At 72.7% G+C, this 23,232-nt stretch carries 23 protein-coding genes and 1 pseudogene; 9 read left to right on the top strand and 15 right to left on the bottom strand.

Annotation, left to right across the window (positions count from 1 at the left end):
• Window positions 1-37: 37 nt before the first annotated feature.
• From AC1WTP_RS04560 to AC1WTP_RS04540, 5 genes and pseudogenes are all read right to left on the bottom strand, one after another.
• Window positions 38-1,696, bottom strand: a complete 1,659-nt coding sequence (locus AC1WTP_RS04560) for an ABC transporter permease (protein WP_481647986.1) — start codon at window positions 1,694-1,696, stop codon at window positions 38-40.
• Window positions 1,696-2,610 carry an ABC transporter ATP-binding protein gene (locus AC1WTP_RS04555; protein ID WP_481647985.1) on the bottom strand — a complete coding sequence of 305 codons (915 nt, stop codon included), beginning with the start codon at window positions 2,608-2,610 and terminating at the stop codon, window positions 1,696-1,698. The genes AC1WTP_RS04560 and AC1WTP_RS04555 overlap by 1 nt, the downstream gene beginning before the upstream one ends.
• 245 nt (window positions 2,611-2,855) lie before the next feature.
• Window positions 2,856-3,389, bottom strand: a pseudogene (locus AC1WTP_RS04550) (TetR/AcrR family transcriptional regulator); the annotation flags it as partial.
• Between the two features lie 235 nt (window positions 3,390-3,624).
• A complete protein-coding gene (locus AC1WTP_RS04545; protein ID WP_481647984.1) occupies window positions 3,625-4,446 on the bottom strand; it encodes an ABC transporter permease in 822 nt (273 codons plus the stop codon).
• Window positions 4,443-5,447, bottom strand: coding sequence for an ATP-binding cassette domain-containing protein (locus tag AC1WTP_RS04540; RefSeq protein ID WP_481647983.1), 1,005 nt, complete (start codon window positions 5,445-5,447; stop codon window positions 4,443-4,445). The genes AC1WTP_RS04545 and AC1WTP_RS04540 overlap by 4 nt, the downstream gene beginning before the upstream one ends.
• A gap of 30 nt (window positions 5,448-5,477) precedes the next feature.
• On the opposite strand from AC1WTP_RS04540, the gene AC1WTP_RS04535 reads away from it, so the two are divergent.
• Entirely contained in the window at window positions 5,478-6,113 is a 636-nt protein-coding gene (locus AC1WTP_RS04535; RefSeq protein WP_481647982.1) for a TetR/AcrR family transcriptional regulator, read from the top strand.
• On the top strand, window positions 6,110-6,742 hold the full coding sequence (locus tag AC1WTP_RS04530; protein WP_481647981.1) for a class I SAM-dependent methyltransferase: 633 nt from the start codon (window positions 6,110-6,112) through the stop codon (window positions 6,740-6,742). Before AC1WTP_RS04535 ends, AC1WTP_RS04530 begins: the two co-directional genes overlap by 4 nt.
• On the opposite strand, the gene AC1WTP_RS04525 is transcribed toward AC1WTP_RS04530, so the two are convergent.
• The 4 genes from AC1WTP_RS04525 to AC1WTP_RS04510 form a co-directional block, all read right to left on the bottom strand.
• A complete protein-coding gene (locus AC1WTP_RS04525) occupies window positions 6,729-7,931 on the bottom strand; it encodes an RNA polymerase sigma factor (protein ID WP_481647980.1) in 1,203 nt (400 codons plus the stop codon). The two genes, AC1WTP_RS04530 and AC1WTP_RS04525, sit on opposite strands and share 14 nt — an antisense overlap.
• 5 nt (window positions 7,932-7,936) lie before the next feature.
• Entirely contained in the window at window positions 7,937-8,278 is a 342-nt protein-coding gene (locus AC1WTP_RS04520) for a YciI family protein (protein ID WP_481647979.1), read from the bottom strand.
• A 13-nt stretch (window positions 8,279-8,291) separates the two neighbouring features.
• On the bottom strand, window positions 8,292-8,693 hold the full coding sequence (locus tag AC1WTP_RS04515) for a VOC family protein (protein ID WP_481647978.1): 402 nt from the start codon (window positions 8,691-8,693) through the stop codon (window positions 8,292-8,294).
• Between the two features lie 159 nt (window positions 8,694-8,852).
• Window positions 8,853-9,506 carry a sigma-70 family RNA polymerase sigma factor gene (locus AC1WTP_RS04510; RefSeq protein WP_481647977.1) on the bottom strand — a complete coding sequence of 218 codons (654 nt, stop codon included), beginning with the start codon at window positions 9,504-9,506 and terminating at the stop codon, window positions 8,853-8,855.
• A 192-nt stretch (window positions 9,507-9,698) separates the two neighbouring features.
• Here AC1WTP_RS04510 and AC1WTP_RS04505 point away from each other — a divergent pair, with 192 nt between their 5' ends.
• From AC1WTP_RS04505 to AC1WTP_RS04490, 4 genes are all read left to right on the top strand, one after another.
• The gene (locus AC1WTP_RS04505) at window positions 9,699-10,313 is read left to right on the top strand and encodes a TMEM175 family protein (RefSeq protein WP_481647976.1); all 615 of its coding nucleotides are present in this window, start codon (window positions 9,699-9,701) and stop codon (window positions 10,311-10,313) included.
• 186 nt (window positions 10,314-10,499) lie between these two features.
• Window positions 10,500-11,246 (top strand): SDR family oxidoreductase, encoded by a 747-nt coding sequence (locus AC1WTP_RS04500; RefSeq protein WP_481647975.1) that lies wholly within the window; start codon window positions 10,500-10,502, stop codon window positions 11,244-11,246.
• Between the two features lie 36 nt (window positions 11,247-11,282).
• Window positions 11,283-12,179 (top strand): universal stress protein, encoded by an 897-nt coding sequence (locus AC1WTP_RS04495; protein WP_481647974.1) that lies wholly within the window; start codon window positions 11,283-11,285, stop codon window positions 12,177-12,179.
• Between the two features lie 59 nt (window positions 12,180-12,238).
• Entirely contained in the window at window positions 12,239-12,736 is a 498-nt protein-coding gene (locus AC1WTP_RS04490) for an N-acetyltransferase family protein (RefSeq protein WP_481647973.1), read from the top strand.
• A gap of 109 nt (window positions 12,737-12,845) precedes the next feature.
• Here the strand turns inward: AC1WTP_RS04490 and AC1WTP_RS04485 are convergent, their stop codons facing one another.
• From AC1WTP_RS04485 to AC1WTP_RS04460, 6 genes are all read right to left on the bottom strand, one after another.
• Window positions 12,846-14,654 carry an IucA/IucC family protein gene (locus AC1WTP_RS04485; protein WP_481647972.1) on the bottom strand — a complete coding sequence of 603 codons (1,809 nt, stop codon included), beginning with the start codon at window positions 14,652-14,654 and terminating at the stop codon, window positions 12,846-12,848.
• Window positions 14,651-15,277 carry a GNAT family N-acetyltransferase gene (locus AC1WTP_RS04480; RefSeq protein ID WP_481647971.1) on the bottom strand — a complete coding sequence of 209 codons (627 nt, stop codon included), beginning with the start codon at window positions 15,275-15,277 and terminating at the stop codon, window positions 14,651-14,653. The genes AC1WTP_RS04485 and AC1WTP_RS04480 overlap by 4 nt, the downstream gene beginning before the upstream one ends.
• On the bottom strand, window positions 15,274-16,566 hold the full coding sequence (locus tag AC1WTP_RS04475) for a lysine N(6)-hydroxylase/L-ornithine N(5)-oxygenase family protein (protein ID WP_481647970.1): 1,293 nt from the start codon (window positions 16,564-16,566) through the stop codon (window positions 15,274-15,276). The genes AC1WTP_RS04480 and AC1WTP_RS04475 overlap by 4 nt, the downstream gene beginning before the upstream one ends.
• Window positions 16,567-16,599: 33 nt before the next feature.
• On the bottom strand, window positions 16,600-18,147 hold the full coding sequence (locus AC1WTP_RS04470; protein ID WP_481647969.1) for a pyridoxal phosphate-dependent decarboxylase family protein: 1,548 nt from the start codon (window positions 18,145-18,147) through the stop codon (window positions 16,600-16,602).
• 123 nt (window positions 18,148-18,270) lie between these two features.
• Window positions 18,271-19,128, bottom strand: a complete 858-nt coding sequence (locus tag AC1WTP_RS04465) for a siderophore-interacting protein (RefSeq protein WP_481647968.1) — start codon at window positions 19,126-19,128, stop codon at window positions 18,271-18,273.
• Window positions 19,128-20,159, bottom strand: a complete 1,032-nt coding sequence (locus AC1WTP_RS04460) for an ABC transporter substrate-binding protein (RefSeq protein WP_481647967.1) — start codon at window positions 20,157-20,159, stop codon at window positions 19,128-19,130. The genes AC1WTP_RS04465 and AC1WTP_RS04460 overlap by 1 nt, the downstream gene beginning before the upstream one ends.
• A gap of 65 nt (window positions 20,160-20,224) precedes the next feature.
• Here AC1WTP_RS04460 and AC1WTP_RS04455 point away from each other — a divergent pair, with 65 nt between their 5' ends.
• The 3 genes from AC1WTP_RS04455 to AC1WTP_RS04445 are packed head-to-tail and all read left to right on the top strand — an operon-like array spanning window position 20,225 to window position 23,198.
• On the top strand, window positions 20,225-21,334 hold the full coding sequence (locus AC1WTP_RS04455; protein WP_481648089.1) for a FecCD family ABC transporter permease: 1,110 nt from the start codon (window positions 20,225-20,227) through the stop codon (window positions 21,332-21,334).
• On the top strand, window positions 21,331-22,359 hold the full coding sequence (locus AC1WTP_RS04450; protein ID WP_481647966.1) for a FecCD family ABC transporter permease: 1,029 nt from the start codon (window positions 21,331-21,333) through the stop codon (window positions 22,357-22,359). The genes AC1WTP_RS04455 and AC1WTP_RS04450 overlap by 4 nt, the downstream gene beginning before the upstream one ends.
• A gap of 59 nt (window positions 22,360-22,418) precedes the next feature.
• Complete coding sequence (locus tag AC1WTP_RS04445; protein WP_447137754.1) at window positions 22,419-23,198, top strand: ABC transporter ATP-binding protein; 780 nt, start codon at window positions 22,419-22,421, stop codon at window positions 23,196-23,198.
• Window positions 23,199-23,232: the final 34 nt, after the last annotated feature.

The raw sequence follows: 23,232 nt of genomic DNA, 5'->3' as shown, positions 1-23,232 counted from the left end.
GCCAGATCCAGACCTGGCGCCGGCGGGCCGTCGGGGCTCAGGCGCCCCCGGCAAGGTCGCGCCGGCGGAACACGGCCACGGCCGCCTGGGCGACCGCCGCGGCGAGCACGGTCAGCACCACGACCGCGACCACACTGATGTCAACCAGGGGGTACTCCCCGATGTGCTCGAACGGTGACAGCCGTACCGCGCTGTCGGGGATGTCGAGGATCGGGGCGAAGAATCCGACGATCAGCCCGTAGGCGAGCACCACCCAGATCACCGGCAGCGCCCGCGGCGCCGCCGCGTACAGCAGGGTGGCGGCGGCGAGGACGAGCCAGACCGCCGGGGTGTGGGCGACGTGGCCGAGCACCAGTTGGCCGACCAGGCCTCCGTCACCGGTGCTCACCGCCGCCCCGACGCCCATGCCGACACCGGCGACGAGCAGCAGCCACGGTACGCCCAGAGCCGCCACGACGACGTGGCTGCCGACCCAGGCCGGCCGGCTCACGGCTGTGGCGAGGACCGGCTCGGCCCGCCCTTCGGCTTCCTCGGCGCGTAGCGTCTGCACGGCAAGCACGGCATAGACCCCGACGGCGAGCGCCATCGTCAGGCCCATCACGCCGAGGAAGCCGGCCAGCAGGTTCTCCGAACCGCCCATGACCGCGATCAGGTCTTCGGGTGCGTCGGCGAAACCGTCGAGCAGTGGCTGGGTGAACGAGCCGTAGGCGAGGCCGGCGACGAGCAGCGCCGCGCTCCAACCGATCAGACTGGCCCGGTGCAGCCGGAAGGCGAGGGCGAGCGGGCTGGCCAGCCAGGCGGCGGCCCGGGGCGGTCCCGGACGGGGTGGCACCAGACCCGCGCCGAAGTCCCGGCGTGCCGACAGGGCGTAGCCCGACGCGGCGGCGGCCGCCGTGAACGCCAGCGAGATCGCCAGTGGCCACCAGCGGTCGTGGACGTACGGTGCGGTCTGCTGGGACCAGCCGATCGGTGACAGCCAGGACAGCCAGGACGGGCCGCTGCCCTGCACCGCCGCCATGTCGCCGAGTGCGCGCAGCACGAACGCGGCCCCGAGTACGGCGCCGGCGGCGCCGGACGCGGCCCGCGGGTACTCCGACAGCTGAACGGTGACCGTGGCGATGCCGGCGAAGGCCAGCGCCACCGCGCCGACGGACGCGCCGAACAGCAGCGACCCGCCCGGGTCGTACCCACGGCTGATCATCATCCCGCCGATCAGCAGCGCGACCAGGACCGCCATCGCGGCAGCGAGCGTCAGCGCGGCGGTGAGCTGGGCGTGCCGGCCGACCACGTTCGCGCGAATCAGCTCGGCCCGGCCGGAGCGCTCCTCGGCGCGGGTGTGCCGCACGACGGTGAGCAGTCCCATCAGGCCGGCCCCGATCGCCACATAGAGGCCGTACTGGCCGGCGAGGAAGCGTTCGATGGTCAGGTCGTCGAAGCCGAAGCCCGGTCCGCCGAACAGCGCGCCAGCCGGGCTGCCCGAGAACGCGGTCAGCCCCTCCAGGTCCTCCGGGCTCTTGACCAGGGTCTCCAGCGCCGTGGCGAAGTACGTCATCAGCAGCGTCAGACCGAAGATCCACGCGGGAAAGCGGATCCGGTCGCGGCGCAGCATGAACCGGAGGAGCCTGCCGGTTCCGGTGACCGCGCTCCGCCGGGCGACGACGGCGTGCGCCGGGCGGTCGAGCGTCGCCGTGGCCATCACGCCACCTCCGCGGCACCGTCGTGGACGAGCTGGTCGCCGTAGTGGCGCAGCAGCAGCTGCTCCAGGGTCGGCGGCCGGACGGTCAGCCCCTGCACGCCGAGGTCGCCCAGCTGGCGCACCACGGCGGCGAGGTGGTCGCCGTCGACCTCGAAGCGGACGTGGCCGTCCTCGGAGCGCAGCCCGTGCACGCCGGCGAGGCCGGCGAGCGTGTCGGCCGGGCGGTCGGTGATCGCGTCGACCGAGGTACGGGTCAGGTGGCGCAGGTCGGTCAGTGAGCCGGTCTCGACGATCTTCCCCTGCCGGATGATCGAGATCTGGTCGGCGAGCACCTCGACCTGGGCGAGGATGTGGCTGGAGAGCAGGACCGTCCGGCCGGCGGCCTTGGCCTCGCGGATGCACTCCTGGAACACCGCCTCCATCAGCGGGTCCAGCCCGGCGGTGGGCTCGTCGAGCAGGAGCAGCTCGACGTCGCTGGCCAGCGCCGCGATCAGGGCGACCTTCTGTCGGTTGCCCTTGGAGTAGGTACGCCCCTTCTTGCTCGGGTCGAGGTCGAAGCGCTGGCACAGCTCGTCGCGGCGAACCGCGTCGGTGCCGCCCCGCAGGCGGGAGAACAGGTCGATCGCCTCGCCACCGGTGAGGTTGGGCCACAGCTCCACGTCGCCGGGGACGTAGGCGAGCCGGCGGTGCAGCTGCACCGCGTCGGCCCACGGGTCGCCGCCGAGCATCCGGGCCCGGCCGGCGTCGGCACGGAGCAGACCGAGCAGGATCCGGATGGTGGTGGACTTGCCGGCGCCGTTGGGGCCGAGGAAACCGTGCACGGTGCCGGTCTCGACCCGCAGGTCGAGCCCGTCCAGCGCCTTGACACGGCCGAAGGACTTGTCAATGTTCTGGATATCGATGGCAGCAGTCATCGTCGTATGCCTCGTTCGAGGAAAGCCCAGGACAGCCTGGGGTCCGATGTCGTCAATCACGGAGGAACCGCGGGTAAAAGGGCCACGCCGGGGCGTGGTGGCTAGCGTGCAGTGGTGCCTGCGTCGCCTGCCGGTGGCGGATCCGGGACGTACATCAGGTAGTCGTCGAGCATCGACCGGTCGACGAGCAGCCCCTGGGTGAAGAGTTCGAGCGCCGGCGGCGCGATCTCCTCGACGTACCGGCGGAGCAGGGCCGGGAACTCCTCGGCGTCGGCGTCGGCACCGTGCAGGGTGAACCACAGCACCATGCCGCCCGCCGCCTGGTAGGCGAGGTAGCGCGTCCGGGCGGCGCGGTCCCGGCTGGGCCGGACCACCCCTGCGGCCTCCCCCGCAGCCATGTACTCCTCGGCATCCGCGGTCATCTGTTCGACCAGCTTCAGCGCCAGGTCCCCGCCGGCCTGCAGGCTGCGCAGCAGGTATCGCACGATCGGCGCGAACTGCTCGACCTCGGCCATATGTGCCAGCAGCATCGTCGCCGAGCCGTCCGTCAGCGCCTTGGTCTTCTCCTGGCGCATGACCTCCAGCACGTGCTCGTCGCAGGCGCGGCGCAGCCCGTCCTTCGTGCCGAAGTGGTGGATGACCAGACCCGCGGTCACCCCGGCGTCGGCGGCGATGGTCCGCAGCCCGATTCGGAAGCCGTCCCGGCCGAACCGCTCGACGGCGGCGTCGCGGATGCGGCTCGCGGTGGCGAACTCGCCATCCCGACTCTCGAACCCCACGCCATCCGACGCCACACCACCAGATTAAACACTTGTTCAACCGGGTGCAACACCCCGCCGCGGTTCCCCGGCAGCCCTCGTCGAGTCGGCCCGCGCCGTCCCGTCACCGACCCAACGGGTGATTCAGCGTGATCTCGGGCCGCGCGGAAGGCCGGTGGACGGGTAGCCACCCCCGGACCGACGAGGTGGCAGCCTCGGTCAGCGCGGCTGGCCAGAGTCGCGCGTGCGGAACTGATCAGACCGTGCCGCGCCGGTGGGCACGTACCGCGAGGGGCGCGCTGACGGCGAGCACCCCGAACGTCCAAGCGAGGGCGAGGAGTGTGTCGCCCTCGATGGTGTGGCCGGCGGGCAGGGCTCCCTGGCCGAGGGTGAGGCCGCGCAGCGCGTTGGCGACGACGGTGATGGGCTGGTGTTCGGCGAAGGCCCGCAGCCAGCCGGGCATGGTGTCGGTGGGAAGGAAGACGGAGCTGGTCAGGGTCATCGGGAAGACGACCAGGTAGATCGCGGCCTGGATGGCCTCGGAGTTGCGAATGGTGAGCCCGAGACACGCCATCAGCCAGGAGCAGGCGTAGCCGAAGGCGAGTGCGACGCCGATGGCGGCGAGCATGCCGGCGAGGCCGTTCTGCCAGCGGAAGCCGAGCGCGATGCCGACCGCGAGTTGCAGGCCGAGGATGAAGGTGCTGCGGATCAGGTCGGCCAGGGTGCGGCCGGTCAGCACGGCGGAGCGGGCCATGGGCAGCGAACGGAAACGGTCGAGGACCCCTTTGCTGCGGTCGTTGTTCAGCCCGTAGGCGGTGGGTGCGGATCCGAAGACGGCGGACTGGGCGAGGATGCCGGGAATGAGCCAGTAGACGTACTCGCCCTGGGCGGCGGCCGGGAGGGCGGCTTGGATGGCGCCCCCGAACACGTAGAGGAACATGAGCATGAAGACGACGGGCTGGACGGTGGACAGGATCAGCACGTCGGGTAGGCGCACGTTGGCGAGCAGGTTCCGCCGGGTGATCACCGCGGTGTGGACGGCCAGGCCGTGGCGGCGGGTCGGACCGGCGGTGATCATGCGGGCCTCCCGGCGGGTTCGCCGGTGTCGCGGCGGGTGAGGGCGAGGAAGACGTCGTCGAGGGTGGGCCGGTGCAGGGCCACGTCGGTCGGAGTGATGTCGGCACTGTCAAGCAGGCGTAGCGCGTGCCGCAGGGTGAGCGGCCCATCGGGCGCGGGTAGCACGATCCGGTCGCGCTTCCGGTCGTGCCGCGGTGCCAGCCGCTCCAGTGCGGTCACCGCCGCGTCGGCGAGATCGGCCGCCAGGGTGATCTCGACGATCGATCCGCCGGCGCGGTCCTTGAGTTCCGTGGCGGTGCCTTCGGTGCGCAGCCGGCCGTGGTCGATGACGGCGATGCGGCCGGCGAGTTGATCGGCTTCCTCCAGGTACTGCGTGGTGAGCAGGACGGTGGTGCCTTCGGCGGCGAGGTCGCGGACGAGGTGCCAGAGGTCCTGGCGGCTGGCCGGGTCGACGCCGGTGGTGGGTTCGTCGAGGAACAGCACCTGCGGCCGGCCGATCAGGGTGGCGGCGAGGTCGATGCGCCGGCGCATGCCGCCGGAATAGGTCTTGACCTGCCGGTCGGCGGCGTCGGCGAGGTGGATCCGATCGACGATCTCCGTGGCGCGGGCGGTGGCCTCGCGGCGGGACAGGCCGTAGAGGCGGCCGATCATGGCGATGTTCTCCCGGCCGGTCAGGTGGTCGTCGACGGCGGCGAACTGCCCGGCGAGGCCGATGCGTTGGCGGACGGCCGCCGGGTGGCCCACGACGTCGTGCCCGGCGACGCGGAGCGTGCCCCGGTCGGGTCGCAGCAGGGTGGCGAGGATGCGGATGAGGGTGGTCTTGCCCGCGCCGTTGGGGCCGAGCAGCCCGTAGATGGCGCCGCGCGGAATCGTCAGGGTCAGCTCGTCGAGAGCACGGGTGCCGCCGCGAAACTGTTTGGTGACCGCGTCGACGGTGATGATCGGGTCGTCCATCGAAGCCTCCCGTTGTGTACTTGAAAGTAAACATAAGCAGAAGTACACTCCCGAGTCAACACGTGAGAGGGGCCATTCGTGGTCGACGGAAAGCCGGAGCCGGGACGCCGTCTGCCCCGGGCGCAGCGCCGGGAGCAGATCGTGGCGGCGGCGACCGAAGCGTTTGCCCGGTCCGGTTTCGCGGCGACGGGTCTGGATGAGATCGCCGCGGAGGCCGGGATCACGAGGGTGATCCTCTACCGGCACTTTGACTCCAAGACCGATCTCTACCAGGCGGTTCTGGACCGGATGTGCGCCCGGCTGGACGCCCACGTCGAAGAGCCCGTCGGTGGGTTCACCGACACCAGCATCGACGGCCTCCTCCAGGCAGCGATCGAGTCCCCAGCCGGGTTCCGCCTGCTGTTCCAGCACGCCCTGCGCGAACCGGACTTCAAAGACCGCATCGAGAAGTTCCGCGCCGACATCACCGCGGCGGCGTACCTGCAGATCTCGGCAGTCGTCCCGGACCGGGCCCTGGCCCGGTGGGCGGCCCAACTGGCGCCCGTCGTGGCGATCGAGGCGATCATCGCCTGGCTCGACGCCGGACAGCCCGACCCCGCCCAAGCCGCCGCCCGCGTTCGGCAGGCGGTGGCGGGGGTGATCGGCGCGGCGGCCTCCTCCGACGCGGATTGCACCCCGCCGAATCCCGCCAACCTGGAAGGACCACCGTCATGACCAACACCGGTGAGAACCCGGCCGCGAAGCAGCGGCGGGTCTGGGACAGGAACGCACCCGCCTACGACAGGCAGATCGCGTTCTTCGAGCGGATCCAGTTCGGTGGTGGCCGGGAGTGGCTGAGTGCCCGCGCCCGTGGTCGCGTCCTGGAGGTCGCCATCGGCACCGGCCGGAACCTGCCGCACTACCCCGCCGACGCGACGATCACCGGGATCGAGCTGAGCCCGGCCATGCTGGAGATCGCCCGGCAGCGCGCCGCCGACCTCGGCCGTGCCGTCGACCTGCGCGAGGGTGACGCCGAGGAGCTACCGTTCGACGACGCGTCGTTCGACACGGTGGTCTGCGCCCTGTCGCTGTGCACCATCCCGCACCCGGTTCGGGCGATCGGCGAGATGAAGCGCGTCCTCGTGTCGGGCGGCAGGCTGCTCCTGCTTGACCACATCGGCAGCACCTGGCCGCCGATCTACGCCGCCCAGTGGCTCCTCGAACGGCTCACCATCCGGGCGGCCGGCGAGCACTTCACCCGCCGCCAGCTACCCCTGGTGCGGGCCGCGGGTTTCGAGGTCGCCGAGACAGAACGGCTGAAGGCCGGCACCGTCGAGCGCGTCCACGCGGTCAAGCCCAGTTGATCCGCTGTCGCAACAGGGACTGTTCGGCGAGGTTGGCGGTCAGCTCCAGGGCCCGCCGGTCCGCATCGTGCGCCTCGTCGGGACGGCCGAGGTCCCGTAGGAGTTCGGCCCGGGTGGCGTGCCAGAGGTGATAGCCGCCGAGGGCCTGGCGGAGTTCGTCGACTGCCGCCAGCGCCACATCCGGCCCGGCCACGTATCGCAGGGCGACGGCACGGTGCAGCTTGGTGACAGGAGACGGCCCGAGCCGGTCGAGCATCGTGTAGAGGATCAGGATCTGCTGCCAGTCGGTGTCCTCCCACCGGTCAGCCTCGGCGTGCACCGCGACGATCGCGGCCTGCAACTGATAGGGGCCGGGCTTCCGGAAGCCGGCGGCCTTGGCGATCAGCCGCGTCGCGTCGGCGATGACCTCGCGGTCCCACAGGTTCCGGTCCTGTTCGGGGAGTTGGATGATCTGGCCGTTCGGGGTGAAGCGCGCCGCCTCCCGGGCCCGGTGCAACCGGATCAGCGCGAGCAGGCCGAGCACCTCGGGCTCGTTCGGCATCAGCCCGGCCAACTGGGCGGCGAGGAACGCGGCGTCGTCAGCGAGGTGCCGAGCTTCCGCGTGCTGGCCGCTGGTGGGTAGGTAGGCCTCGTTGAACAGCAGGTACACCACGGTCAGCACCTCGGCCAGTCGTGCGCCGAGTTCGTCGGTGTCGGGGATCCGGTACGGGATACCCGCGTCGCTGATCTTCCGCTTGGCACGGGTGATCCGCTGGGCCACCGTGGTCTCGGGGATGAGGAACGCCTTGGCGATCTGCGCGGTGCCCAGGCCGCAGACGACCCGGAGCGTGAGGGCGACCTGGGCGGTGCGGGGCAGCGCGGGGTGGCAGCAGGTGAAGATCAGCCGTAGCCGGTCGTCCGGCGCCGGCTGCGGTGGCCACGCGGCCAGAGCCAGCTTGTCCCGGTAGCGGACGTTGCGGCGCAGCACGTCCAGACCACGACGGCGGGCGACCGTGTACAGCCAGCCGTCCGGGTTGGCCGGGATCCCTTCGCTCGGCCAGTGCTGCAGCGCCGCCTCGACGGCGTCCTGGACGAGGTCCTCCGCGGCGGAGAAGTCACCGATCAGCGACACGAGGGAGGCGGCGAGTCGGCCCGCGTGCTCGCGTACCACACGGGCCAACTCCGCCTCGGCGCCCCGACTGGTTGCCACCCCGGTCAACCCGCGACGGGGCGAATCTCCACCAGGGGGCACGCCGGCCAGGACCTCACCAGCCGCAACGCCTCGTCCAGATCGGCCACGTCGACCTCGGCGAACCCGGAGATCACCTCCTTGCCCTCCACGAACGGCCCGTCGGTGATCACCGGCTCGGCCTGGTCGAGCCGGATGGTGGTGGCGGTGTGCGCGGGCATCAGGTGCGTGTGCGAAATGATCTTGTCGGCATTGTCGGTGAACCACTGCCGCACCCGCCCGTAGGCCCGCTCCCGCTCCACCTCGTCCATCGCGGCCAGGTCGGCGGCGAACTGCTCGGTGTCGGCGAACATCAGCACATACTTCACGGATCTCACCCTCTCAGCTCTGGCCGGGCAGCGGGCAGTACAGGTCGATGCCGTTGCCGTCCGGATCCAGCACGGTGGCGTAGCGGTGACCCCAGAATGCGTCCCACGGCTCCCGCGCCCCGGTGTATCCGGCGCCGGTCAGCTCGGCGTACCTGGCATCGACGTCGGCCGGGCTGTCCAACCGGAACGCCAGGAAGACCGGCGGGCCACCGGCCGCGCGGGTCCAGCCGGGGCGGGCCATCGCGGTGAACTTCTCCTCGTCCAGCATCAGATGCAACCCGTTGGGCAGGTCGCATCCGGCGTGCTCGGCGTGGTTCGGGTCGACCCGGAACTCAAGGCCCAGCCGCCGGTAGAACGCGATCGAGGCGGCGATGTCGGCGACGACGATGTCCAGGCTGTCCATGACCGGTTTCATGATCACTCCCGTGGTGTCGATGAGGTGCTGTCACCTGTCAGACGACCGACGGGACGTCGGATACGACACCGCTTCAAGATTCTTTGCGCGTCGTGCCATCGCCGAAGTCCGGCGGCTCGACGAGGCGCGCGCCGCGGTGGGCGGCCGGGATGAACGTGCTCAGCAGCTGCCGCCGCGCCGCCGCGCTCGCTCGCGTGCGTGCATCGCGGCCACCCGCTCCACCACGGTCAGGTCGCCGGAGCGGGCGGCGGCGACGAACGTGGTCAGCAGCCGCCGCCGCGCGGCCGCGCTCGCCGGGGTACGCCGCTCACCCGCCATGTCCCGGCGGGCCCGGCTGACCAGCTGGCGCACCGCGGGTTCGGTCGCCTGCAGGATGTCGGCGATCCGGGCATACGGGTAGTCGAACGCCTCCCGCAGGACATACGCGGCGCGTTCGGTGGGCCTGAGCTTCTCCAGCAGCAGCAGGGCTGCGAGTTCCAGAGCCTCGCCACGCTCGGCCCCCAGGTACGGGTCCGCGCTCGTGTCGACCGATTCCGGCAGCCCCGATCCGATGCACGTCTCGCGCCGCACCCGCGCCGACTGGATCGCGTTGATGGCCAGCCGGGTCGTCGTCGTCGCCAGGAACGCGGCCGGGTTGACCACCGTGGCGCGGTCACACGTCTGCCACCGCAGCCACACCTCCTGCACCAGATCCTCGGCCTCGGTGGCGCTGCCCAGCATGCGGTACGCGATCCCGAACAGGCGCGGCCGCACGTTGGTGAAGACCGCTGCGGCCTCCTCAAGATCGTACGTCCCGGTCGGCTCATGTTTCACGCCGGACTCCACCATGCTCGCCCCCGTCTGCTCATGTCGCGGCTGCCACCAGGCCAATCGTGGGCCGGGAACGCCGCAGGTTCCCAACTCCGCAGCAGTGATGGCGACCACGCCCCGGTCACAGATTCGGCGGCTGCGCTGTCTCGGCTGGTGAAGACAGCGAACTCACAGGAGAACGAGAAGGGTGACCCGGTGAGGCCGACTCGACTGGCGGCATTCAGCGATGGGGTGCTCGCCATCGTCATCACGATCATGGTGCTGGAGCTGCGGGTGCCGGAAGGTCACCAGCTCTCCGACCTCGTCCACACGACCGGTATCGGGCTGTTGACGTATCTCCTCAGCTTCGTCTATCTGGGCATCTACTGGAACGCCCACCACCACATGTTCCACCTGGTTCGACGGGTCAACGGCGGTGTGCTGTGGGCAAACCTGGCGCTGCTGTTCTGCCTGTCGCTGGTTCCGTTCACGACCACCTGGGTCTCCGAGTCGAGGTTCGAGCAGACCCCGGTCGTCATCTACGGTCTGAACCTGCTCAGCGCGGCCGTCGCGTACCTCGTGCTCCAGTGGGTGATCATCCGGCAGCAGGGACCGGAGTCGCCGCTGCGCCGGGCGGTCGGCAGCGACCACAAGGGCAGGATCTCCGTCGTGGTCGACGTCGTCGGGATCCTCAGCGCGCTGACGATCGACCGGAGCGGGCATGCCGGAGTGTGGATCGCCATGGCGTGCTTCGTCGCCATCGTGATCATGTGGGTCGTTCCCGACCGCCGCATCGACCGGGTGGTCCGCCGGTACGAGCCCGCGGACTGAGGGCGGAGGCCGAAACCGTGGCGAGCTGATCCACGGCGGCCGGTCGGCGTAACCGGCGCCGGCACTCGCGGCGGCAGCAGCGACTTCGGGGACATTTTTCCGCGAAGGTGTCACAGGCCGGAGGGGTTCCCGGTCTTAGCCGGTGACCGGACGGCAACCGTGCCCCGGCCAACAGGAAGGTTTGTCATGAAGATCGTGGTAATCGGCGGCACCGGCCTGATCGGGTCGAAGCTCGTGGCGAAGCTCGGCGAGCACGGCCACGAGGCGGTGCCGGCTGCACCGAACACCGGCGTCAACACCCTCACCGGCGAGGGCCTGGCCGAGGCGTTGGCCGGTGCGTCCGTGGTGGTCGACGTGTCGAACGCCCCCTCGTGGGAGGACACCGCGGTGATGGAGTTCTTCACGACCTCCACCCGCAATCTGCTTGCGGCGGAGGCGGCGGCCGGTGTGGGCCACCACGTGGCGCTGTCGATCGTGGGGACCGAGCGGCTGCCCGAGAACGGCTACTTCCGGGCGAAGGCTGCGCAGGAGAAGCTGATCGAGGACGCGTCGATCCCGTTCTCGATCGTGCACGCGACGCAGTTCTTCGAGTTCGTCCGGGGCATCGCCGACGCCGGCGCGGACGCTGACACGGTCCGGATGGCGCCGGTGCTCTTCCAGCCCATGGCCGGCGACGAGGTGGCCCAGGCGCTCTGCCGGGTGTCGGTGGGGGCGCCGTTGAACGGGCGGGTCGAGGTGGCCGGGCCCGAGCGGCTCCGGATGGACGAGTTCTTCCGCAACGCCCTGGCTGCTCTCGGCGACCCGCGCGAGGTGGTCACCGACCCGCACGCGCGCTACTTCGGAGCCGAGTTGGGCGAGCGGAGTCTGGTGCCGGGCGACGGGGCGGTCCTCGGGGAGCTCAGGTACGCCGACTGGCTGGGCCGGACTCGCTGACCCGCGGGTGGGGTGAGAGCGACGGAAGAGGATGTTATGACAATCAACAACAGCGCCCCCGTCGTGGTCGGTGTGGACGGCTCCGCGGCCGCACTGGACGCGGTCCGGGTGGCGTCCCGGGAGGCGGCGTACCGGCACCGTCCGCTGCGGGTCGTGCACGCCTTCATCTGGCCGCTGACCGGCGCCCCGCTCACCCCCGGGCCGGGCGCTCCGGCCGGCGCCGGTCTGCGCAACCAGGCGGAGCGGTACGTCGCCGAGGCGGTCGCCGAGGCCAGCAAGGTCTCCCCCGAGGTGCCGGTCACCGGCGAGGTGGTGGACGGCGCGCCGACTCCGGTGCTGCTGGGCGAGTCCCGGGAGGCGGCGCTGGTGGTACTCGGTCACCGTGGCCTGGGGGGCCTCGCCGGCCTGCTCATCGGCTCGGTCACGGTGCAGGTCTCCGCCCGCGCGCACTGCCCGGTGCTGGTGGTCCGCGGTGAGCCGCGGGCCGACGGGCCGGTGGTGGTGGGCGTGGACGGCTCGGAACTGTCCACCGAGGCGGTCGGGTTCGCGTTCGACGAGGCCGCCCGCCGGGACGCCCCGCTGGTCACGGTGCACGCCTGGCTCCACCCCACCTCGCTCGGCCCGGGCGACATGCTGCCCCTGGTCCACGACCGGGACGCCCTGGCCGGCGAGGAGGAGCGCGTGCTCGCCGAGTCGGTGGCCGGCTGGTCCGAGCGCTACCCGGAGGTGCCGGTGCGACACCGGCTCGTCGGCGGCTCGCCGGCCCGGGTACTGGTGGAGGAGTCCATGACGGCGCAGCTGGTGGTCGTCGGCGCGCACGGCCGCGGCGCGCTGGGCGGGTTGCTGCTCGGCTCGGTCAGCCACGCGGTGCTGCACCACTCGCACGCGCCGCTGGCGATCGTGCGGCACACCCGCCAGGCCGACCACCCCTGATCCCGGGCGGGGCGGAAACCCGTTTGCCGGTCGGCGGGACGGCTCCTAGGGTGCTCGCCGTGCATATCCGGCCGTTCGCGCAGCCCGACTGGTCCCAGGTGTGGCCGATCATCCACGAGGTGATCCGGACGCAGCAGACCTTCCCCTACGACCCGGCGATGACGGCCGGCCAGGCGTACGACATGTGGGTGGAGCAGGCGCCGGGCCTGACGGTCGTCGCGGCGGACGGCGACGCGGTGCTCGGCACCGCCAAGATGGGCACCAACCGGCCCGGGCCCGGCTCGCACGTCTCCACGGCGAGCTTCCTGGTGGCCCGGGAGGCGCGTGGCCGGGGCGTGGGCACCGCGCTGTGCCGGTACGCGCTCGACTGGGCCCGCGCGCGCGGCTACGCGGGGATGCAGTTCAACGCGGTGGTGGCGTCGAACACGGCCGCGGTCGAGCTGTACCGGCGGGAGGGGTTCGAGGTGGTCGGCACCGTGCCGGGCGCGTTCCGGCACCCCACGCTCGGCCGGGTCGGGCTGCACGTGATGTACCAGGAGTTCCCGGACGCCGCCTGACCGTCGACCGCGGTCTCCGACGGCACCGCCCGGGGCCGGTCGGAGGGAAGGGTGAGGGACCGACGGCGTCCGGCGGCCGACCGGAGTCGGCCGCCGGACGGTCGGACGCCTAGGCCGCGGCCGGCGCCGCCCCGGCGGTGGTCGGGGCGTAAGGGGCGATCGGGTTGATCAGGGCGCCGACGAGTTGCAGGGCCGCCGACGGGTCGGCGATGTCGACCATCTGCTGGTTGTCGCGCAGCTGGAGCCGGTTGAGGCAGGAGAGCGCGAACTCCGGGGCGAACAGGTCGTAGCGGCGCAGCCGGTCGGCCAGGTGCGGGACCCGGGCGGCGTAGTCCGTGGCGCACTCGGCGACCACGCCCCAGAAGGTCTCCTCGTCGCAGACCCCCTCGGTGACCAGGATGGCGTTCAGGTGGCGCAGGTAGCAGTCGAAGACGTCGGTGAAGACCGACAGCAGCTTCATCTCCTCGGGCACGTCGGCGCGGATCCGCTCCACCGCCGGGGGCAGCTCCGCGTCCGGGCTCATCACCACGATCTCCTCGGCGATGTCCTTGAAGATCGCCCGCTGCACGGTGCAGTCGTCGAGGACCAGGATGACGTTCTCGCCGTGCGGCATGAAGGCCAGGTCGTAGGCGTAGAAGCTGTGCAGCAGCGGGGTGAGGTAGGCGTCGAGGTAGCGGCGCAGCCACACCCGCGGGGCCAGCCCGGAGCCGGCGATCAGCGCCGCGGCGAACGACCGGCCGTCGCGGTCGGTGTGCAGCAGCGACGCCATGGTGACCAGCCGCCGGCCCGGCTCCAGGGCGGGCACCGGGCTCTCCCGCCAGAGCGCGGCCAGCATCTTGCGGTACGGGGAGTACCGGCCGGTGGCCGCCTCGTACTGCGGGTGCCGGTAGCCGACGGCGGCCCGCTCCCGGATGATCGTCAGCCCGGTGGCGCGGAACACCTCGTCGCCGGCGATCAGGTCGGCGAGCCAGTCGTTGATCGCCGGGGTCGCCTCCATGTACGCGGCGGAGAGCCCCCGCATGAAGCCCATGTTCAGCACCGACAGCGCGGTCTTCACGTAGTGCCGGTGCGGTTCGGTGACGTTGAAGAAGGTGCGGATCGACTGCTGGGCGAGGTGTTCGTCGGGGCCCTCGCCGAGGCAGACCAGGCGCCGCCGGGCGACCTCCCCGGCGAAGGTGACGGCGAGCTTGTTCCACCACTGCCACGGGTGCACCGGGATGAGGTGGTAGTCGGCCAGGTCCAGACCCAGTTCGGCCATGGTCTCCGCGAAGCCGGCCAGGGTCTGCGCCCCGAGTTCCCCGCGCACCAGGGTGTCGTAGTCCAGGTCGGTGGCACAGGTGAAGGTCGAGTGGTCGCGGTGGGCGGCCAGCCAGACCAGCCGGACCGGCGCGGCGGCCTCCGGGGCGTACCGGTGGTATTCGTCGATGCCGAAGCCGAGCCGGCCGTTGTTGGCCACGAAGCAGGGGTGCCCCTCGGTCATCGAGGTCTCGACGGTCTGGAAGTCGGCCCGGGCCAGCTTGGCCGCCGGCAGCGCCGGCCGGTCCAGCTTGTACGCGGCCCCGGCAAGGGTGGAGGTGATCTCCTCCAGGTAGACCGGGAGGACGCGGTCGCTGAGACCGAGCGCGCCGCGCAGCTCCAGGCAGAGGTCGACGGCGTCCAGCGGCAGTTCGTCCTCACCGCGGTGCCGGGTGATGCTCTCCGGGTCGATCTGCCAGTGCTCCAGGCTGAGCACCCGGGCCGCGAACCGGTACGTCACGCTGCCGTCGTCGCTGCGGACCAGGTACCGGTCCGGCCCGTCGGGCTCCGGGCTGAGCAGGCGTTCGTGGGCGAACTCGGCGAGCGCCTTGCGGACCAGCAGCCGGTTGGCCCTGGCCCAGTTCTCCGGGGTCAGGTGGGCGGCGACGGCGCGGGCGGTCATGCCGGTACTCCTTCGGTGCGGGCGGCGGGATCGGGGGCGGCGCGGCCGGCGGCGGGACCAGGCACGGCCGTGGCGGCGCGGAACCGCTCGCGGGTGCAGACGCTCAGCAGGGCGGTCTTCGCCGGCAGGGTCACCTCGCCGACGACGGTGAAGCCGACCGCGGCGTTGAGCGCGTGCACGGCGGTGTTGCGCACGTCCGGCTCGACCACCACCCGGCGGGTGGCCGGGTCGGCGAAGAGCCACTCCATGACGGTGGTGATGACGGCCCGGGTGAAGCCGTGCGCCGGAGTGTCGGTGGGGGCGCAGAGGAAGTGCATGCCGACGTCGCCGGGTCGGTGGTCGTAGCGGCCGGCCAGCTCGACGTGCGCGGGGTCGTACCGTTCGGCGAGGAACGCCGGCCGGCCCCGCCAGAGCCCGAGGTGGGCGTCGTGGTGCGGGTGCGCGGCGATCCGCCGGTACTCCGCCGTGACCGCGGCGACGTCCGCGTCCTGCATCATCCAGAACGCCGCCTTCGCGTGGGTCACCCAGCCGTGCAGCAGCGCGGCGTCCGCGTCCGGGTCGAGGGTACGCAGGGCCAGCTCGCCGAGCCGGTGGTCGACCCGGGTGTGCACGACGGCGGTCACGACGCCACCCCGGCCGGCGCGCCGAACTCCTGGAAGGTGATGCTCTTCTCGATCGGGTAGTGCTCGCGGCCGAGGAGCTCCCGGATGATCCAGGAGTTGCGGTACGGGCCCATGCCCAGGTCGGGCGAGGTGATGCTGTGCGTGTGGGTGCCGGCGTTCTGCAGGAAGATCCCCCGGCCGGTGTGGTCGATGCTGTAGTTGCGGGCCACGTCGAACCGGCCGTGGCCGTCCCAGCGGATCCGGTCGTGCACCGGGGCGAGGAACTCCGGCACCCGGTAGCGGTAGCCGGTGGCCAGCACCAGCCCCTCGGTGTCGAGGGTGAAGTCCCGCCCCTGCTCCACCTGGCGCAGCCCGAGGGTGTACGTCCCGGTCGCGGCGTCGTACGCGGCGCTGGTCAGCTCGGTGTTCGTGATCAGCCGGGTGCGCACCGGGCCGTGCACGCTGCGCGCGTAGAGCAGGTCGAAGATGTCGTTGATCAGGTCGGCGTCGATCCCCTTGAACAGCCCCTTCTGCTCGGCCTCCAGCCGGTAGCGGGTCGGCTCGGGCAGCGCGTGGAAGTAGTCCACGTAGTCCGGTGAGGTCATCTCCAGGGTCAGCTTGGTGTACTCCAGCGGGAAGAACCGGGGCGAGCGGGTGACCCAGTTCAGCTGGTAGCCGTGCGCGTCGATGTCGCCGAGCAGGTCGTGGTAGATCTCCGCGGCGCTCTGCCCGCTGCCGACCACGGTGATGCTCCGCTTGGCCTTCAACGCGTCCCGGTGCGGCAGGTAGCGCGAGTTGTGGATCGCGTCGCCGGCCAGCCCGGCGCAGGCGTCCGGCAGGTACGGCGGGGTGCCGGTGCCGAGCACCAGGTGCCGGGCCCGGTGCACGACCTCGGTGCCGGCGACCGAGGCGGTGACCACGTACCGCTCGTCGGCCGGGTCGTACGTCACCGAGGTGACCCGGTGGCCGAAGCGCAGGTTGTCGAGCTTGGCGGCGGCCCAGCGGCAGTAGTTGTCGTACTCGACGCGCAGCGGGAAGAAGTTCTCCCGGATGTAGAACGGGTAGAGCCGGCCGGTCTCCTTGAGGTAGCTGAGGAACGAGTACGGCGAGGTCGGGTCGGCGAGGGTGACCAGGTCGGCCAGGAACGGCGTCTGCAGCCGGGCGGATTCCAGCAGCATGCCGGGGTGCCAGTCGACGTCGGGACGGGCCTCCAGGAAGAGCCCGTCGAGTTCGGTGATCGGCGCGGTCAGGCAGGCCAGGCCCAGGTTGTACGGGCCCAGCCCGATCGCTATGAAGTCGTGGGTGGACATCCGGCCTCCAGGCGCGGGTCGCGGGAACGGTGGTCAGCCGACCTGGCAGGTGAGGTCGGCGGCGGGCCGGGCGGCGGCGTGGGCGTGCACGTACCGGCCGGCGTGCTCGGCGATCAGGTCGAGCACCGCGGCGACGTCGTCACGGGTGGTCGCCGGGTTGAGCACGGTGAACTTCAGGTGCTGCCGGCCGTCCACGGTGGTGCCGGCGACGACGGCGGCGCCGGAGGCGGCCAGCGCCTCCCGGGCGTGCAGGTTGGCCCCGTCGGCGAGGTCGCGGGCGGCGCCGGTGGGCAGGTAGCGGAACACCACGGTGCTCAGCGGCGAGCGCGTCACCACCTCGAAGCGCGGGTCGGCGCTGACCAGCTCCCAGGCGTCGGCGGCCCGGTCGAGCACCTCGTCGAAGAGCGCGCCGACCGCGTCCGGGCCCATCACCCGCAGGGTGAGCCAGAGCTTGAGCGCGTCGAACCGGCGGGTGGTCTGCAGGCTCTTGTCGACCTGGTTGGGGATGCGCTGCACGACCATCCGGGCCGGGTTGAGGTAGTCGGCGTGATAGGTGGCGTGTCGCAGCACGCGCCCGTCGCGCACCAGCAGGGCGCTGGAGCTGACCGGCTGGAAGAAGGACTTGTGGTAGTCGACGGTCACCGAGTCGGCCCGCTCGATGCCGTCGAGCAGGTGCCGCCGGGTCGGCGACACCAGCAGGCCGCAGCCGTACGCGGCGTCGACGTGCAGCCACACCCCGGCCTCGGCGCAGACGGTGGCGATCCCGTCGAGCGGGTCGATGGTGCCGAAGTCGGTGGTGCCGGCGGTGGCGACCACGGCCATCACCGGCAGGCCGGCGCGCCGGCACCGGTCGAGTTCCCGGCGTACCGCCTCGGGCCGCATCCGGCGGTCCGGTCCGGTCTCGACGGTGACCACCGCGTCCGGGGCGAGGCCGAGCAGGGTGGCCGACTTCTGGACGCTGAAGTGGCCCGCCGCCGAGGCGACCACCCGCAGCCGGGTCAGCAGGTCCCGGCGGGCCGCCGGGGCGCCGCAGGCGAGCGCCTCCTCCCGGGCGAGCAGCAGGGCCTGCAGGTTGGACTGGGTGCCGCCGCTGGTGAAGACGCCGTCGGCGGCGGGGCCGAGGCCGATCCGCTCGGCGGTCCAGTCGATCAGCCGGCGTTCGATGAGCGTCGCCCCGGCGCTCTGGTCCCAGGTGTCCAACGAGGAGTTCACCGCGCTGAGCACCGCCTCGCCGAGCAGCGCCGGGATCACCACCGGGCAGTTGAGGTGGGCCAGGTAGCGGGGGTGGTGGAACCAGACGGCGTCGCGCAGGTAGACCTCCTCCAGCTCGTCGAGGGCGGCGGTGGTGTCGCCGAGCGGGCGGTCGAGGTCGATCGCCCCGATCCGCGGCGCCAGCTCGGCCGGGGTGACGCCGGTGAACGGGCGGTCCACGGCGGCCACCCGGCGGGCCACCCGGTCCACGCCGGCGGCGACCGCCGTGCGATATCGCTCAACCGACCCGTCGTTCAGCAGCTGGGCCCGGGCGGCGGTCGATCCGGGGCTGGCCGTGACGATCTCGACGGTGTGTCCCGGCAGACTCATGGGCAGGTCCTCCACGCTCGGTTGCGGACGGCGGTGGTTGTGGGCAGCCGGCACCCGCCCCCCGCGCGGTGCGCGGGCGGCCAGGGCGGCGGTGGGACGGGTTCGGCGGTGGTCGCGGTGGGGTCAGGCGGTGGCGCCGGCCAGCGCCTCGGCGCGCAGGTCCTCTTCCGAGGCCCCGCGGCGCCAGTAGCCGGTGAAGGTGACCCGGCGACGGTCCAGGCCGCGCTCGCCGACCAGGTGCCGGCGCACCGCGCGGACCATCGCGGACTCCCCGGCGACCCAGGCGTACGTCGTGCCGGCCGGCAGCCGGGCGGCGCGGACCGCGTCCACCAGCAGGTCGGTGCCGGGCGGGGTGCTGCCCCGGACCACCCAGCTGACCTCGGCCTGCGCGGCGGTGGGCAGCTGCTGGATGTCCGCCGCGTCGGGCACCTCGATCCAGGCGCGGACCCGCGATCCGGCGGGCAGCCAGTCGAGGATCCCGCCGACGGCGGGCAGCGCGGTCTCGTCGGCGGCCAGCAGCACCAGGTCGGTGCCGGGCGGCGGGCGGAAGCAGACGCTGCGGTTCTCCGCCACGGCCGGGCCGAGCAGCACCACCCGGTCCCCCGGCCGGGCCCGGCGGGCCCACCGGGAGGCCGGGCCGGTGTCACCGTGGCTGACGAAGTCGATGTCCACTGCCGACTGCTCGGGGCGGTGCGCCCGGATGGTGTACGAGCGCATCACCGCCCGCACGTCCGGGTCCATCGCCCGGTACGCGGCCGACCAGTCCGGCTCGCCCGGCTCCGGCAGCACCGGCGCCGGCTGCCCCGGGTGCGGCAGGAACAGCGAGACGCTCTGGTCCCGGCCGCCGCCGGCGTACCCGGCCAGGTCGGTGCCGCCGAAGGTGACCCGGATCAGGCAGCCGCCGATCCGCCGCACGTCCACGACGTGCGCGGCGTAGAGCCGGTACTGCGCGGCCAGCGCCTCGGCGGTGGCGCCGGTCATCAGCTGACCTTCTTCGTCGCCAGGATCGCCTTGGCCAGGTTCTCCAGCAGCGGCGCCGCGCCGGCGTACGAGAAGCGGGGCACCGCGTCCCAGGGGGTGACCTGGTCGGCCCTGACCGCCGGCAACTGCTGCCAGGTCGGCTTGGCGGTGAGGTCCTTGGGCTGCAGCGCGGTGCCGCGGTTGTCCAGCAGGATCAGGTCGGCCGGGAACTTGCCGGCGTTCTCCCAGCTGAGGGCCTCGAAGTAGTCGCCGGCCTCGAGCTTGGTCGGCACCACGATGTCGACCCCGAGTTCGGCGAAGTACATCAGGTCGGTGCTGACCTTCGGGTTCGAGACGTAGAACAGGTCGGGGCTGCCGGAGGCGGCCATCACCTTGATGCCCGGGTTGGCCCTGACCGCCTGGCGGACGGACTCGGCGGCGGCCTCGAAGCGCGCCTTCGCGTCGGTGACCTTCTTCGCGGACAGGTCGGCGCCGAGCGACTCGGCGAGCTGGGCGTAGCGCTCGATCGGCGTGGTCATCGGCACCCGGGCGGTGGTGACGGCCACGCTGGGCGCCAGCGGAAGGATCTTGTCCTTGCTCTCGTCCGGCACGTACCAGAGCGCGCCGGGGTCGTACATGTGGGTGACCAGCAGCTCCGGGCGCAGGGCCGCGTACTTCTCGACGCTGAACTCGCCCCAGACGTTGCCGAGGATCTCCACGCTCTCCACGTTCAGGTCGCCGGCCTGCGGGTCCTTCGTGCCGTCCGTGCGCCTGGTCTCCCCGAACACGCCGACCACCTGCTTGTCGAGTCCGAAATCGACCAGGGCCGCCGCGGTGCCGGTGAAGGCCACCACGCGGGACGGCCGGCTGCCGGCGCTGACCTTCTCGTTACGGTCGTCGGTGAACGACCAAGGGCCGGAACCGTTGCCAGCGGCGGGCGATGCGGAGTCGCCGTCGCGTCCGCAGCCGGCGAGCAGGACGGCGATGGTGGCGGCACCGCCGGCCAGCAGGCCACGGCGGGAGAGGCGACGAGCGGACACGGGATCAGACATGAAGTCGTCTTTCGATCAGGGTCGGGAGGCGACCATGGACAGCGCGGTTAGGTTAACCTAACCTAATCTGCTGTCAAGTCCCGATCGGCGTTTCCCCACCGGAGTTCACACTGTCCGTCATCCAGTCACCACGCAGCGGTGGCCTGACCGCGGCGCCGCCCGCGGCGCCGGCCCCGCCCCGTCGCGGCCGTGCCGCGCTACGGGCCGCCGGTCTGGTCGCCGCCCTGCTGCTGCTCGCCGCCGTCACCGTGCTCAGCATCGCCGTCGGCGCGAAGCAGCTGCCGCTCGCCGAGGTGTGGCAGGGCCTGCTCAACCCCGACTCGGCCGAGTACGCCGTCGTGCACCGGATGCGGCTGCCGCGGACGCTGCTCGGCCTGCTCGCCGGCGCCGCCCTCGGGGTGGCCGGCGCGGTGATGCAGGCGTTGACCCGCAACCCGCTCGCCGATCCGGGCCTGCTCGGCATCAACGCCGGCGCCGCCGCGGCGGTCGCCACCGCCGCCGCTTTCCTCGGCGTCACCGGGGTCGGGGGCTACGTCTGGTTCGCGCTGCTCGGCGCCGCCGCCGTCACGGTCGGCGTGTACGCGGTCGGCGGCGGCCGGGCGGCCACCCCGGCCCGGCTGGCGCTGGCCGGCGCGGCGCTCAACGCCACCCTCTACTCGTACGTCAGCGCGGTGATGCTGCTCGACGCCGCGTCCCTGGACCGGCTGCGGTTCTGGACGGTGGGGTCGTTGGCCACCGCGGAGACCGCGACGGTGCTGCGGGTGCTGCCGTTCATCGGCGCGGGCCTGCTGGTCGCGCTGGTCGCGGCCCGCCCGCTCAACGCCCTGGCCCTCGGTGACGACTCGGCCCGGGCGCTGGGCGCGCGGCCGGCGCTGATCCGCGGCGTGGTGATCACCGCGATCACGCTGCTCTGCGGGGCCGCCACCGCGGCCTGCGGCCCGATCGTCTTCGTCGGGTTGCTGGTGCCGCACCTGGTCCGCGCGCTGACCGGGCCGGACCTGCGCTGGCTGCTGCCGTACTGCGCGCTGCTCGCCCCGGTGCTGCTGCTCGGCGCCGACGTGCTGGGCCGGGTGCTCGGCCGCCCCGGCGAACTCCAGGTGGGCATGGTCACGGCGGTGCTCGGCGGGCCGCTCTTCCTCTGGCTGATCCGGCGCGGAAGGGTGGCCCACCCGTGATCCTGCTGCGTACCCCGGGCGGGCTGTCGCTGCGCCTGCGCCCCCGCGCGCTGGTGGTCGGCGCCACCTGCGCGCTGTTCACCGCGGCCCTCGGCGTGCTCGCCCTGGGTAGCGGCGACTACCCGATGAGCGCCGCCGACGTGCTGCGCACGCTGGCCGGCGGCGGTAGCCCGGCCGAGGACTTCATCGTCACCGAGCTGCGGCTGCCCCGGCTGGTCACCGCCGTCTGCGTCGGCGCCGCGCTGGCGCTGGCCGGCGCGGTCTTCCAGTCCCTGGTCCGCAACCCGCTGGGCAGCCCGGACGTGCTCGGCTTCACCCAGGGCGCGTCCACCGGCGCGCTGCTGGTGGTCGTGGCCGGCGGCAGCAGCCTGGCGCTCGGCGCGGCCGCGGTGGCCGGCGGCCTGGCCACCGGCGTGCTGGTGCACGCCCTGGCCTGGCGACACGGCCTGCCCGGCTACCGGCTGATCCTGGTCGGCATCGGGGTCACCGCGATCCTCACCGGCGTCAACGGCTACCTGCTGACCCGGGCCCCGCTGATGGACGCCGCCCGGGCCGTGCTCTGGCTCACCGGCAGCCTGGACGGGCGGGGCTGGGTCAACGCGCTGCCGCTGCTGGTCGCGCTGGCGGTGCTGGTGCCGGCGGTGTTCCTCGGCTGCGCGCCGGCGCTGCGGATGATCGAGCTGGGCGACGACACCGCCACCGCGCTGGGCGTACCGGTGCAGCGGGTGCGGCTGCTGCTGCTCGGCGCGGCGGTGCTGCTGGTCTCCCTGGCCGCGGCCGCGGCCGGGCCGGTGTCGTTCGTGGCGCTCACCGCGCCGCACCTGGCCCGGCGGCTGACCCGGGCGCCGGGGCCGAACCTGCTGCCGGCGATGGCCGTCGGCGCGGCGCTGCTGGTCGCCGCCGACCAGCTGGCGCAGCGGGCGTTCAGCGGGCACCAGCTGCCGGTCGGCGTGGTGACCGGCGTGATCGGCGGCGGCTACCTGGTCTGGCTGCTCGCCACCGAACGCCGGGCCGGCCGGCTGTGACGACCACTCACCAGAACGGAGCAACGACCATGCAGCCCCACCGGCTCAGCGGCCAGGCGATGACGCTCGCCTACGAGCGGCGCACCGTCGCGGAGGACCTGACCGTCGCCGTGCCGGACCGGTCGTTCACGGTCATCATCGGCCCGAACGCCTGCGGCAAGTCCACCCTGCTGCGCGCGCTGTCCCGGCTGCTGCGGCCGGCCGCCGGGGCGGTGCTGCTGGACGGCGAGGACATCCACCGGCGCTCGGCGCGCAGCGTGGCCCGTACCCTCGGGCTGCTGCCCCAGTCGTCCATCGCGCCGGACGGCATCGGCGTGGCCGAGCTGGTCGCCCGCGGCCGCTACCCGCACCAGCGGCTGCTGCGCCAGTGGTCGCGCGAGGACGAGCGGATCGTCACCGAGTCGATGACCGCCACCGGCGTCGCCGACCTCGCCGACCGCGCGGTCGACGAGCTCTCCGGCGGGCAGCGGCAGCGGGTCTGGATCGCCATGGCGCTGGCCCAGCAGACGCCGCTGCTGCTGCTGGACGAGCCGACCACCTACCTCGACATCGCCCACCAGATCGAGATCCTGGATCTCTGCGCCCGGCTGCACGAGGAGCAGGGCCGCACCCTGGTGGCGGTGCTGCACGACCTCAACCACGCGGCCCGCTACGCGACGCACCTGATCGCCATGCGCGAGGGGCGGGTGGTGGCCGCCGGGCCGCCGGCCGAGGTGGTCACCGCCGAGCTGGTCGAGGAGGTGTTCCGGCTGCCCTGCCGGGTCATCCCGGACCCGGAGACGGGCACCCCGCTGGTCGTGCCCGCCGCCCGCCGCCGGGCCGCGGCGACCGTGTCGTGAGCGACCGGACCGCGCGGCGCGGCGCGGCCACCGG

It is taken from the genome of Micromonospora sp. R311 (genome assembly GCF_056780015.1).
This window is presented reverse-complemented; position numbering and strand designations above follow the sequence as displayed.